At 56.5% G+C, this 14,013-nt stretch carries 8 protein-coding genes; all 8 read left to right on the forward strand.

Going from position 1 to position 14,013, the window contains the following annotated elements; genetic code table 11:
- The first annotated feature begins 6 nt into the window (after window positions 1–6).
- The 8 genes from larB to AC781_RS02820 all read left to right on the forward strand — a co-directional run bounded on the left by larB (window position 7) and on the right by AC781_RS02820 (window position 13,161).
- A complete protein-coding gene (gene larB / locus AC781_RS02785) occupies window positions 7–759 on the forward strand; it encodes a nickel pincer cofactor biosynthesis protein LarB (RefSeq protein ID WP_246777956.1) in 753 nt (250 codons plus the stop codon).
- Between the two features lie 259 nt (window positions 760–1,018).
- Window positions 1,019–3,874 (forward strand): glycoside hydrolase family 3 C-terminal domain-containing protein, encoded by a 2,856-nt coding sequence (locus AC781_RS02790; RefSeq protein ID WP_067773163.1) that lies wholly within the window; start codon window positions 1,019–1,021, stop codon window positions 3,872–3,874.
- A gap of 331 nt (window positions 3,875–4,205) precedes the next feature.
- Window positions 4,206–6,881 carry a sensor histidine kinase gene (locus tag AC781_RS02795; protein ID WP_067773139.1) on the forward strand — a complete coding sequence of 892 codons (2,676 nt, stop codon included), beginning with the start codon at window positions 4,206–4,208 and terminating at the stop codon, window positions 6,879–6,881.
- Window positions 6,882–6,902: 21 nt separating this feature from the next.
- On the forward strand, window positions 6,903–7,589 hold the full coding sequence (locus AC781_RS02800; protein ID WP_067773142.1) for a response regulator: 687 nt from the start codon (window positions 6,903–6,905) through the stop codon (window positions 7,587–7,589).
- 194 nt (window positions 7,590–7,783) lie between these two features.
- Window positions 7,784–9,487 carry a potassium-transporting ATPase subunit KdpA gene (kdpA, locus tag AC781_RS02805; protein WP_067773145.1) on the forward strand — a complete coding sequence of 568 codons (1,704 nt, stop codon included), beginning with the start codon at window positions 7,784–7,786 and terminating at the stop codon, window positions 9,485–9,487.
- Between the two features lie 34 nt (window positions 9,488–9,521).
- Window positions 9,522–11,627, forward strand: coding sequence for a potassium-transporting ATPase subunit KdpB (gene kdpB, locus AC781_RS02810; RefSeq protein ID WP_083076457.1), 2,106 nt, complete (start codon window positions 9,522–9,524; stop codon window positions 11,625–11,627).
- 26 nt (window positions 11,628–11,653) lie between these two features.
- On the forward strand, window positions 11,654–12,214 hold the full coding sequence (gene kdpC / locus AC781_RS02815) for a potassium-transporting ATPase subunit KdpC (RefSeq protein ID WP_067773148.1): 561 nt from the start codon (window positions 11,654–11,656) through the stop codon (window positions 12,212–12,214).
- 188 nt (window positions 12,215–12,402) lie between these two features.
- Window positions 12,403–13,161, forward strand: coding sequence for a hypothetical protein (locus AC781_RS02820; RefSeq protein ID WP_067773151.1), 759 nt, complete (start codon window positions 12,403–12,405; stop codon window positions 13,159–13,161).
- Window positions 13,162–14,013 lie beyond the last annotated feature (852 nt).

Below are 14,013 nucleotides of genomic sequence, written 5' to 3' on the forward strand. Positions count from 1 at the left end.
ATGAAGATGACGGATATTTTGCACGGGTTCCGCGAGGGCCGGATGGATGAGCAGGAGGCGGTGCGCCTGCTGGAGGAGGCTCGGTGCCTGCATCTGGGGCATACGCGGGTGGATCTGGAGCGGGAGTGCCGCACAGGTGCGCCGGAGGTGATTTTCGGGGAGCGCAAGCCGGCGGAGCAGATCGCGGAGATTATGGCGGCGGTGCTGCATGCGAGCGGCAGGGCGCTGGCGACGCGGGTTTCCGGCGAGAAGGCGGCGGTGCTGATGGAGCGTTTTCCGGATGCACGGTACGATGCAGGGAGCAGGATGGTTGCCGTGGGCGAGTTTCCCGAGCCGCCGGGAGATGCCTATGCCGTGGTGATCAGTGCGGGGTCTTCGGATTATTCCGTGGCGGAGGAAGCGGCGCTTACGCTGGAGTTTCTGGGCAGCCGGGTGCAGCGGTTGTACGATTGCGGCGTGGCGGGGCTGCACCGCCTGCTGGACAGGCTCGATGTGTTGCGCGGCGCATCCGCGATTGTGGCGGTGGCCGGGATGGAGGGAGCTTTGCCCAGCGTGCTGGCCGGGCTGGTGAAGTGCCCCGTGTTTGCCGTGCCGACGAGCGTAGGGTACGGGGCGTCGTTCGGCGGGCTTGCCGCTCTGCTGGCGATGCTGAATTCCTGTGCCAATGGCGTGAGTGTGGTGAATATCGATAACGGTTTCGGCGGTGGCTTCAATGCGCATCTGGTGCTTTGCTCCATGCGGGGGCACAGGCATTCTTAATTCGCCGGATGTTTTCCTGTTTGCAGGAACGCCACCAGGGAACGGGGGCGTATTTGTTGTGTTTGGGCACCTTCCTGTGCGATGGATTGTACCGTTATTGCTTGTATATCCGTACCATGAAATGATGGTCAATATGATGTATCAAGAAAGATTTTCCGTATTCAATGCGTATACAAATATACTTAAGTTATTTTAAGTGTTACACTAATTATTTTTCTGATAGATTATGATGATTACTTTCTCCACATATGCGAAAACAATGACGCTCGCTTGCTGTATTTCTTTTCTTGCGGGAAATGCTTCTGTTTATGCTCAAGATCCTTCACCATCGACTTCTCCTACCTATAGTCCCGGGAAGAATCCGATGTATCGTCAAGGGTGGATCGATTTCAACAAAAATGGGAAAAAAGATGTCTATGAAGATCCGGACGAGGCTATCGACAGGCGGGTGGAAGATCTTTTGTCCCAAATGACGCTGGATGAGAAAACATGCCAAATGGCAACTTTGTACGGTTACCAGAGGGTATTGAGCGATGATTTACCCAATGCGGGTTGGAAAAAGAAAATTTGGAAAGATGGGATTGGTGCCATTGATGAGCATTTGAACGGCTTTGTGTCGTGGGGCAGGCCCGTTTCAAAGAATCCCAATGTTTGGCCTGCCTCCCGCCATGCTTGGGCTATCAATGAAGTGCAGCGATTTTTCGTCGAAGAAACGCGTCTGGGCATACCGACGGATTTTACCAACGAGGGTATTCGCGGCGTAGAAGCGGCCAAGGCAACCAACTTTCCCTGCCAATTGGGAATCGGCCATACATGGAATAGGGAATTGGTGCGTCAAATCGGGAGAATAACGGGTAGAGAAGGAAGATTGCTCGGTTACACCAACATTTATGCACCCATTTTGGACGTGGCCAGAGACCAAAGGTGGGGACGTTGTGAAGAGGTCTACGGCGAATGCCCGTTCCTTGTCGCGGAACTTGGCGTGGAAATGGTTAAAGGAATGCAGGACCAAGGCCAAATCATCTCTACGGGCAAGCATTATTTGGGTTATAGCAATAATAAGGGCGGTCGTGAAGGCATGTCCCGGTCTGATCCTCAGATGTCGCCCGGAGAAATGGAATTCGTCCATGTCTATCCATGGAGGGAAGTGATCAAACGCGCCAATATGCTGGGAGCCATGGTCTGTCTCAATGACTATAACGGTGAACCTATCGAAAGCAGCCATTATTGGCTGACGGAGCGCCTTCGTGGAGAAATGGGATTCAAGGGTTATCTCGTTTCCGATAGTGATGCTGTCGAATACATGTATTTCAAATGGTTTACGGCTCCCGACCTCAAGGACTCCGTTCGTCAGAGTGTTTTGGCCGGGTTGAATGTACGCTGTACGTTCCGCTCTCCCGACTCTTATATCCAACCTCTTCGCGAATTGGTTAAAGAGGGTAAAATCGATGAAAAGGTTATCGATGAGCGCGTACGCGATATTTTAAGAGTCAAAATGGCAGCGGGTATGTTCGATCATCCGTATCAAAGCGATCTTGCCGCCGCAGATAAGGAAGTCAATTCTCAAGAAAACCAGAAATATGCTCTTCAGGCATCCCGCGAGTCGCTCGTTCTTCTCAAAAACGACAATAAAACATTGCCGCTCAATAAAAAGTCCCTGAAAAAAATCGCCGTTATCGGACCCAATGCCGATGTGAAATCGTATGCCTTGCTTCATTACGGGCCTTTGGATGTTGATGTTACCACCGTTTTGGAAGGTATCAGGAACAAGGCTGAAGGAAAGGCCACAGTAACCTATGTCAAGGGCTGCGAACTGGTGGATGATAACTGGCCCAATTCGGAAATCATACGGGAACCATTGAATGAAAAAGAACAAAAAGGTATCGACGAAGCTGTCAAGGTTGCTGGTGAGAACGATGTCGTGATTATGGTTCTGGGAGGTGGTGGCAGAACTTGCGGCGAAAACAAATCCCGCACTTCTCTGGAATTACCCGGCAGGCAGGAGGATTTGCTCAGAGCAGTTCATGCAACAGGCAAGCCGGTCGTTCTCGTTTTGATCAATGGACGTCCGTTGAGCATTAACTGGGCACAGAAGAAAATTCCTGCCATTCTCGAAGCATGGTATCCCGGAGCGCACGGTGGAACCGCTGTTGCCGATGTCTTGTTTGGCGATTACAATCCTGGCGGCAAGCTGACTATGACCTTCCCGAAAACCGTGGGGCAGATTCCGTTCAATTTCCCGACCAAAGTTGCCGCTCAGCTTGGGCATGGCTCCGGCACGGGGCCTAGAGGTAATTTGACGTTGGTGAATGGTCCTCTGTATTCCTTCGGTCACGGATTAAGTTATACAACATTCCATTATTCCGATTTGGGAATTTCTCCCGCAACAATCACACCCGGGCAGAATGCCACAATTACCTGCACAGTCAAAAATACTGGAGATTGTGCCGGTGATGAGGTCGTACAGCTTTATATACGTGATGTTCTTTCTTCCGTGACAGCCTATGAAAAAGTGCTGAGAGGTTTTGAGCGCATTCATCTCAAACCGGGAGAATCCAAGAAATTGAATTTTACATTGAAGCCGGAAGATCTCGCTCTAGTGAACGGGAAAGGAAAATGGGTGACGGAACCCGGACAATTCAAGATCATGGTCGGAACATCCTCTGACAAGATCAAGCTCAATGGGACCTTGACCTATACTGATGGGAATCAATCCAAAGCGGGCGGAGACCAGAGGGAAACCAATCTTTCCAATGCCCTTATTGCCTCTGCAGACGAGGATAAGGCCCATCATGTTATTGACCGTAAAAAGGAAACATTCTGGCCGGCAAAATCAGGCGATTATATTACCATGACTCTCAAGGAGAACATTACTCCCCAAAAAATCGGTATTGATTGGAATCAAGGCAGCAATGCCGATTTTGAAATACAGCTCTCCTCGGGAGGCGGACAGTTTCTTACCGTTTATCATGGGACGATTCATGCGGAAAAAGGTATGGAGAAGAAAACGTACACTTTCCCCGGCATGGTTTCCAGCGATATCAGGGTTCTCATTACAAAGGGCAAAGCTGAGGTTTGCGAGTTGCATGTCGATGGGTTCATGGGTAACAATTAAGTTCTCGACCATTATTACAGAATAAGAGTTGTACGAGAATCGCTTTTTCAATATGCATTTTTCTTAGGTGTCACATCTGCCCATAGAATCGACTATTCAAAATATTGCAGGAATCAATCTTTTATGAAATCGTGAGGGGTGATCGTCCCCCATGATCGGATTGCTATCGCCGGGAATCGTTTGATGCGGGGCTGTATGGGGAGATGTGCGCCTGAACGGGCGGTTTGCCGGTGCGGCGTAATAAAAAATTAACACTTTTCGTTCCGGAATTAACCTTCCGCCCGGGGCGGTTTTGTGGTAGTGTGGAAAAAAGCCGTACGGCTGGTTCTTTATGGAAGATTTCAAACATACGCCCGACGAGATTCTGGCCAATATCAAGGCTCAGGAAGCCAAGGAGGGGCGTGGCCGCCTGAAGGTGTTTTTCGGAATGGCGCCGGGGGTAGGCAAGACGTATGCGATGCTCGAAGCGGCCCGTGCCGATCTGGAGAAGGGTACGGATGTGCTGGCGGGGATTGTGGAGACGCACGGGCGGGAGGATACGCGGGCTTTGCTGGAAGGGATGCCCGTGTTGCCTCGCAAGGCGATCAGTTACAGGGGAGTGGATTTGGAGGAGTTCGATCTCGAGGAGGCTTTGCGGCGGCATCCGCAGCTGATTCTGGTGGATGAGCTGGCCCATACGAATGCTCCCGGTTCGCGCCATGCCAAGAGGTTTCAGGATGTTGAGGAGCTGCTGGCACACGGTATCGATGTGTATACGACGCTGAATGTGCAGCATCTGGAGAGCCGGGCGGATACGGTGGCTTCCATTACGGGGGCCACGGTGCGCGAGACGGTGCCGGATTCCATTCTGACGAATGCGGATTATATCCAGCTTGTGGATTTGACTCCGGCGCAGTTGCTGACGCGGCTGAAGGAAGGGAAGGTGTATATGCCGGACCGGGCGAGGGCTGCGGCAGAGAATTTTTTCAAGGAGTCGAATCTGGCGGCGTTGCGCGAGCTGGCTTTGCGGATGACGGCGGAATGGGTGGATCATGAGCTGAATTTCATTCGACGCGATTCCGGCAGGCGGGATATCTGGAAGAACGGTACGCGCCTGATGGTGGCCGTGGGGCCCAGCCCGTTTTCGACGCGGCTGGTGCGGTGGACACGCAGGATGGCGTATGCGCTGAATGCGCCGTGGATTGCGCTTTCGGTCGAGACTTCCGTTCAGCTTCCTCCGGATGCCCGCGCGCGGCTGGATAAGAATCTTGAGCTGGCTCGCTCTCTTGGCGCGGAGGTGATCGTGATGCCGGGCAACGATGTGGCCGAGGCGTTGCTGCGCGTGGCGCATCTGCACAATGTGAGCCAGATTGTGGTTGGCAAGCCGCGCGAGCTGCCCCTGTTCGGCTTTCTGCACTGTACGACTCTGGTGGATAAGCTGATCCGCGAGTGCGGGCAGATCGACGTGTATGTGGTGCCAGCCGAGGAAGCGAGCGCGCAACCGGCATGGAGGACATCGCGCCGGAGTTCGGTTGCTTCCGGCCGCGAGTGGGCCGCCATGCTGGCGACGATGGGCGGGGTGACTCTGCTGGGGCTGCTGCTGGTGCCGATGCTCGATTATTTCGCCCCGGCGTTTTTTTATCTGATGGCGGTGGTGGCTCTGGCGTTTTTCGTGCGGCCCATGCTGGTTTTCCTGTCGGCCTTGTGCGGGGCGTTGCTTTGGGATCTGCTGTTCATCGAGCCGAAGTATACGATGATGATCGCGCGTACGGAGGATGTAATGATGTGCCTGTCGTTTTTCGTGATCGCGCTGACGATCGGCCATTTGACGTCCAAGCTGCGCGATCAGGAGCGCAATGAGCGCGCGCGGGTGGACCGTACGTCCGCCCTGTTCCTGTTTACGCGGGATGTGGCCGCCGCCCGCAATACGGAGGAGATGCTGGATAAGGCTCAGGAGCAGATTTTCCGCCTGATGAATTCCCCGGTGGCTTTGATTATGCCTAGAGGGGAACCGGCGTATGTGCGTCTGCGTTCCTATATCGGCCGTTACGATGCGAATGTGAAGGAGCTGGGCGTGGCGGACTGGTGTTTCAAGAATCGCCAGTGCGCGGGCCGTTTTACGCAGACTTTGCCGGGGGCGGACGGTTTTTATCTGCCGATGGTTTCCGGAGACAGGTGCCTGGGGGTGATCGGTGTGATGCCCGGCAAGGATGTGTTGCTGAGTGTGGCGGATCGCAATCTTCTGGAGAGTATGGCGGCGCAGCTGGCTCTTTCTCTGGAGCGCGACGAGCTGGAGCGCCTGCGTTCGCGTACGTTGGTGATGGAGGAGTCGGAGAAGCTGAACCGTTCCCTGCTGGATAGCGTGTCGCATGAGTTCAAGACGCCGCTTGCGGTGATCGAGGGGGTGACGGAGCGGATGGCACGCGTGTGCGGAGATGGCGAAAGCCGCCGCAATGAGACTTTGCAGCTTTGTGGGGAGATGGGCGAAGCGGCTCACCGCCTGCGCTGGCTGGTGAAGAATCTGCTGGATGTCAGTCGGCTCGAATCCGGCAATTTGCAGGCGAAGCCGGACTGGTGCGACTGGAGCGATGTGGTGGACGGCGCCTTGCAGGCAACGAAGGCGGCTCGCGCCGGGCATCCGGTGGATGTGCGTTTGCCGGAGGATTTTCCGCCGTTTCGTGCCGATTATACTTTGATGGAGCAGGCCGTGGCGAATCTGCTGCTGAATGCCTGTATTCATACGCCTTCGGGTACGCGTATTGCCGTGCAGGGGAGCGTCGATTCCGTGGCCGGGAAGATTTACCTCGATGTGTGCGATGAGGGTCCGGGCATTGCGGAGGAGATGAAGGCGCATCTGTTCGAGCGTTTCCGCAGTACGCGGACGGGCGGTTGCGGGCTGGGGCTGCCGATTGTGAAAGGTTTTGTCGAGGCCCAGCAGGGGACGGTGACGCTGTTGCCGTCCGATAGGGGGGGACATTTCCGGATTGCGATGCCCTGGAATCCTCATTGCGAGGTACCTGTCGATTGATGAATCCCTTTTCCATTGACCATGAATGCCGCTCCTGAAATACTGATTATTGATGACGAACGCCAGATTCGCCGCCTGCTGACGCTGACCCTGCAGGAGGCGGGCTACCGCACCCGCGAGAGCGAGAACGGCAGGCTGGGTATCGGCGAGGCTGCGTTCCGCCGACCCGATGTGGTGATTCTCGATCTCGGCCTGCCGGATATGCACGGGCTGGATGTGCTGAAGGAATTGCGGGAGTGGACGCAGGTTCCCGTGCTGGTGCTGACGGCGAAGGACCGGGAAGACGATAAGATCGCCGCTCTCGATGCGGGGGCGGACGATTACCTGACGAAGCCTTTCGGCAGCGGCGAGCTGCTGGCCCGCCTGCGCGTGATGCTGCGGCGCAGTGCGCAGGGGCCGGAGCCGACGGCTTTCAAGCTGCGGAACGTGTCCGTGGATTTGACTTCGCGGCTGGTGGTGAAGGATGGCGAAGAGGTTCATTTGACGGGCAAGGAGTACGCCATTCTCCGCCTGCTGCTCCAGCATCAGGGCAAGGTGCTGACCCACAGGCAGCTTTTGCGCGAAGTATGGGGGCCCCAGAACGAGGAGGATACGCATTATCTGCGCGTGCATATGACGCACCTGCGCCAGAAACTGGGCGATACCGATCCGGAAAACAGGATGATCCGTGCGGAATCGAGCCTCGGCTACAGGATTGTGCCCGAGTGAGACGAAGCACGCCATTCGGTTGATGCCTGTGCCCTGCGGGGATAGGCGGGTAGCGGCTGCGCCCTCCGGGGTGCGGCCTTTTTTTCGGTGTGGAGGCCAGAGCCGGGAATCCGGTTCTTTTCTTAACTTTTTCTTAATGCTCCGGCCTCCCTACTTAACTACCCGGACTGCGATTCCGGGTGTATAGTGCGGGCATGTCACTACATGATCTGATTATAATCGTCATTTTCATCGGCGTGCTGGCAGCCATGACTCCCGTTCTGGGTACATGGCTTTCCAAGGTTCTGACCGGTGAGAATATGCGTTTTCTGAAACCCCTGGGATTCGCCGAAAGGCTGGTGTACCGGGCATCCGGCGTGAATCCGGCGTTCGAGATGAACTGGAAGCAGTATCTCGGAGCTGCCCTGCTGTTCAATCTGTGGGGTTTCATCGTCCTCTACCTGCTGCTGGTATGCCAGGCATGGCTGCCGCTGAATCCGGCAGGCACCGAGAATATGCGCTGGGATATCGCCTTCAATACGGCGGTGAGTTTCATGACGAATACGAACTGGCAGTTCTATTCCGGCGAGGGGCCGCAGGGCGTCAGCTATTTCACCCAGATGGCGGGGCTGTGCGTGCAGAATTTTGTGAGCTGTGCGACGGGGCTTTCCGTGATGGCTGCATTCATCAGAGCTTTGAAGAAGAAGGGGGCGGCATCCGGCCTCGGCAATTTCTGGGTGGATATGACCCGCAGTACGCTGTATTTCCTGCTTCCTCTGGCGGTGATCGTTACGCTCGTGCTGATTTCCCAGGGCGTGATTCAGAATATGAATGCTCCTGTGATGGCGACGGGGCTCGACGGCGTGGAGCAGGTGATTCCCGGCGGCCCGGCCGCTTCGCAGATTGCCATCAAGCAGCTCGGGACGAACGGCGGCGGCTTCTTCGGCAATAACGGCACGCATCCGTTCGAGAATGCGACGCCGCTGGCCAATATGTTCGAGATGCTTTCCCTGCTGCTTATCGCCTGTGCCTGTCCCTTCGCCTACGGCCGCATGATCGGTTCCAAACGGCAGGGCTGGACGATATGGGGTGCGATGATGCTGATTTTCATCGTGATGATCGGTATTTCCTTCTGGTCTGAATTCAGCGGCTCCCCGGCTTATTCCGGCATGCCTCTGCTGGAAGGCAAGGAATTGAGGTTCGGTCTGACGGACAGTACGCTGTATTCGGTGGCGACGACGGCTTCCTCCAACGGTTCCGTGAACTGCATGCACGCCAGCCTGACTCCGCTGGCCGGTGGCGTGGCCCTGACGAATATGCTTCTCGGAGAGGTGATTTTCGGTGGTGCGGGCTGCGGCCTGTACTCGATGCTGCTCTTTGCGATCATTACCGTGTTCCTGTGCGGCCTGATGGTCGGACGTACGCCGGAATTCCTCGGCAAGAAAATCGAGGGCAGGGAAGTCCGCTGGTCGATGGTCGGCGTCCTGGCTTCCGGTCTGGCGGTGCTGATCTGCTCCGCTTTGGCTGCTGCGACGGATGTGGGGCAGGCTTCTCTGGGCGCAGCTGGCCCGCATGCCGTGAGTGAAATTCTCTACTGCTTCGGTTCGCAGGCGAATAATAACGGCAGCGCTTTTGCCAGCCTTGGCGTGGGAGATACCCCCTTCTATTCCGTGCTGGGCGGTCTCTGCATGCTCATCGGGCGTTTCGCCGTGATGATTCCCGTGATGGTGATTGCCGGTTCCCTGATGAACAAGAAGGTAGCTCCCCCCGCACCGGGTACGATGCCGACGGACAATATGACGTTCATGCTGCTGCTGGTGGCGATCGTCCTGATCGTCGGCGCGCTGACCTTCTTCCCGGTACTGGCCCTCGGCCCGATCATGGAACATCTGCTGATGATAGGCGGTGCCGTACTCTAAACACAATTTGTGGCAACTTTAACGAGAAAATAATATGAGCAAGAAACAAGACAGGAAAGCCGGATTCGACGGCGATATGCTACGGCAGGCGTTTTTCGATGCCCTGCGCAAATTCAATCCCGCCACTCTGGCGCGCAACCCCGTGATGTTCGTCACGGCGCTCGGTGCACTGGTGACGACGGTCGTCCTCTTCGTGGACGCCGCCGCCGGGGAAAACGTGGCCTTCACCTTCCAGATCACACTGTGGCTGTGGTTTACCGTGCTGTTCGCCAACTTCGCCGAAGCTCTGGCGGAAGGCCGGGGCAAGGCTCAGGCCGATGCCCTCAAGAAAATGCGGACGCATGTGCATGCCCGCCTGTTGAAAGATGACAGTTCGGAAATGTCCGTGCCTGCCGATTCCCTGAAAAAAGGGCAGCGGGTCGTCTGCGAAGCGGGCGATACCATTCCGGCGGACGGCGAAGTAGTCGAAGGAATTGCCAGCGTCGATGAATCCGCCATCACCGGGGAATCCGCCCCCGTCGTCCGCGAAAGCGGCGGCGACCGCAGCGCGGTAACCGGCGGCACGAAAGTCATCAGCGACCGCATTGTGGTACAAGTCACCTCGGAAGCGGGCGATTCGTTCCTCGACCGCATGATCTCCATGGTCGAAGGTGCGAGCCGCCAGAAAACGCCGAACGAAATCGCCCTCGGCATCCTTCTCGTGGCTCTGACTCTCGTCTTCCTCGTGGTCATCTGCACGCTGCCCGCGATGACGGGCTACCTCGAAGGTGCAGCCGGTTCCCTCGGATTCGGCGGCAGCGGGCACATCTCCATCCCTGCGCTCGTCTCCCTGCTGGTCTGCCTCATCCCGACCACGATCGGCGGCCTGTTGAGCGCCATCGGCATCAGCGGCATCGACCGCCTCGTACGCCGCAACGTACTTGCCACGTCCGGCCGTGCCGTCGAAGCCGCCGGGGACATTGACGTGCTGCTGCTCGACAAGACGGGCACCATTACGCTCGGCAACCGCATGGCCAGCGAATTCGTGCCTGCTCCGGGCATCTCGCTCGAAAGGCTCGGCGATGCCGCCCAGTTCTCCTCGCTGGCGGACGAAACGCCGGAAGGCCGCAGCATCGTCGTACTCGCCAAGGAAACGCTGAACCTGCGTGGACGCGATGTCTCCTCCCACCACATTACCTTCATCCCCTTCACGGCCATCACCCGCATGAGCGGCGTGGACGTACAGGAGGAAGGCGGCATCCTCTCCATCCGCAAGGGTGCGGCGGACAGCGTGGCGGAATGGGTGAAAGAGCAGGGCGGATTCTTCCCCGCCGAAGTGCGCGCCGATGTGGAACGCATCTCCAACCTCGGAGGCACGCCCCTCGTCGTGGCGGAAGGCTCCGAAATCCTCGGCACCATCTACCTGAAGGACGTGGTGAAAGGCGGCATCAAGGAACGCTTCGCCCAGCTGCGTGAAATGGGGATCCGCACCGTGATGGTCACAGGCGACAACCCGCTCACGGCAGCTTCCATCGCCGCCGAAGCCGGAGTGGACGACTTCCTCGCCCAGGCTACGCCGGAAATGAAACTCGACCGCATCCGCGCCGAACAGGCTGCCGGCCACCTCGTCGCCATGACGGGAGACGGCACCAACGACGCGCCCGCGCTGGCCCAGGCCGACGTAGGCGTCGCGATGAACTCGGGCACACAGGCAGCTCGCGAAGCCGGGAACATGGTCGACCTCGACAGCAACCCGACCAAACTCATCGAAATCGTCGAAATCGGCAAACAGCTGCTCATCACGCGCGGTGCGCTGACGACCTTCTCCTTCGCGAACGACATCGCCAAATACTTCGCCATCATCCCGGCGATGTTTGCCGGGCTGTTCATCGTCGCCGGAAGCTCGGAAGGCCCGCTCTCCGCCCTGAACATCATGGGACTCGGTTCGCCGGAAAGCGCCATCCTCAGCGCGGTAATCTTCAATGCCCTCATCATCATCGTCCTGATCCCGCTCGCCCTGCGCGGCGTCCGATATCGGCCGTCCGCTGCCGCAGCCCTGTTGAGAAGAAACATCTTCATCTACGGATTCGGCGGCCTGATCGCACCGTTCATCGGCATCAAACTCATCGACCTCCTCGTGAACGCGCTTCACCTCGTCTGAACACACACCAACCCTGATCGATCAACATGAATATCAAATGCATCAACCTCCGCATCGTCCTCGTCATGACGGGACTGATGGGCATCGCCTACCCCTTCGCCATGACGGGCATCGGCCTGCTTGTCTTCCCTCATCAGGCCAACGGATCCCTGATCCGGGATGAAGGCGGGAAAATCGTCGGCTCGGAACTACTCGCCCAGCCCGTCACCTCCGCCAAATACTTCAAACCGAGGCCTTCTGCCGGAGACTACGCCACGATGCCCTCAGGGGCCTCGAACCTCTCGCCGACATCGCGGGCTCTCCTTGATCTCGTCCAGGAGCGGAAGGCGGCCGTCATCCGCGAAAACTGCTTGCCCGAAGATACGGCGGTACCCTCCGACCTGCTCTTTGCATCGGGCAGCGGCCTCGACCCCCACATCTCCGAAGCGGCGGCGAAACTGCAGGCCCCCCGCGTGGCCCGCGAACGCAACCTTCCGCTGGAACAAGTGCTTTCCCTGATCTCGGAAAACATCGACCGCGGAGGCATCTGCGGTGAAGACGGCGTCAACGTCCTCAAATTGAACGTTGCGCTTGATCGGCTCCGTTGAATCGTTCGGAGGAAACGAACCTCCCCGCTCGCCCCTTCCCGGCAGTGCATGGCTGCCATCGGGAAGGGGCATTTGTTTCATGCCGAAAAATGGATTTAACAAACTCTTAACGTTTATCATGAATGCCTTAACTGGATGGTGCGTGGAATGGTTGGTATATTGTCCGCATCGCAAACACACCTTTGCATATGATACGACAACACACCAAATACATCTCCCTGCTTCTGGCCTGCTGTGCATCCGGAGCCCTGGCCAATGAAAACCTCATCGCTCCCCCCATGCAGGCGGCGGGCATCACTCAAACCTCGGTGGAAGAAAATGGGCCTGCCTATTCCCTGACGACCGGATGGACGAGCAAATACGTCACGGAAGGCATCGACTGCATACCGGGCAGCTCCATCTGGGAAGTGGCTCCCTCCGTCGCATACAAAAACTGGACCCTCTCCGCCTGGTACGCAAGCGGCGTCTCCCAATCCTATGAAGAACTCGACCTCGTACTGAGCTACACCTTCAAAAACGGAGACTGGACATTCACACCGTGGTATGAACACCAGATCTACTTCACACCCGACTACAACGTAGCCAACCCGGCATTCACGGTCGGCTATGCCCTTAACGACTGGCTGACGGTCGGAGCCGATGCGCAATGGAAAATCGAGCATCAGGTCATGGAAGGATACTACGACCTCTTCATACAGGCAACATGGACACCGATCGAAAACCTCACGATCACCCCTCTGGTACGCTTCGGATACAACAGCGGATACAACCTCTCCGCAGGCGATGGCGCCAACTGTATCGACTACTCCATGAAAGCGACATACGCCTTGACGGACAACCTCTCCGTATCCGCCCTGATCTACTACACGCAGGCGGCGACCGTCTTGCGCCGTGCGAACCTGGGAAATGAATTCGTCTATGGCGCCTACATCAACCTGAACTTCTGACTACCCCTCCGGAACATAAGAAAGTGAGCAGAAAGCCCGGTCTTCAATAAGGAGGCCGGGCTCGTGCATCGCATGGCTGGCAAGCCATGATCATCGAAACGCCCGACTTAACCTTTTCTTGATGCATACCTGTCCCGGCTTAATTGGACGCCGCCCGAAAAGAAACCTATAATACATGGATTCACGGAATGAATAGCATGAAAATGAATGATAAAATACAAACGTCCGTCTTCCTACTGGGGGCAGCCTGTATAGCATATCTGAGCTACGACGACCCACGGCACCCGCAGGAAGATGGTAGCCGCCGGCAAATGCAGCGGAACATGCAAATGCAGGCTTCCGGTCGAGACGAAAGCGAACACCCAAATGTGTATGCTGATACAGATTATTCATCATCAGCGCATTGAGTTGAATTGGGATAAAGTGGCCCGGAAAACACTTGGAACGAGACGGCATGAAATCAGGGGCTAAATCATGCGCAAAACAACTTTTCGTCAAAAAAAGCATAAAAAATCAAAAACGTATAAATTGTTCAAAGCTAGCAGTTATGGGTGTGTTGTGGGGGTAGTTTGGGGAGGAGGTGAAGAAAAAAAGAGTGAAAAAACCTTGACGTGAGAGAAAAAAAGAGTAAACTCTCCTCACCCCACTACGGGGCGCCGCGAAAGACGCGACACGGAACGAACCGGAAGCCGGCAAGGCAAGGGCGAGTGAGAGTGAAGCGAGGGCCGCGGGCAAACTCTTCAGGAGAAGAGGCGAACACTTTACAGGAAAGACTTTCGAAGTGCTGAAGCCGGGAGACCGGCAGCGAGGAGACGAAACCTTGCGGAGAGCACTTGAGAGGAGGAAAAAGAG

The organism is Neoakkermansia glycaniphila, assembly GCF_001683795.1.
GTDB lineage: Bacteria > Verrucomicrobiota > Verrucomicrobiia > Verrucomicrobiales > Akkermansiaceae > Akkermansia > Akkermansia glycaniphila.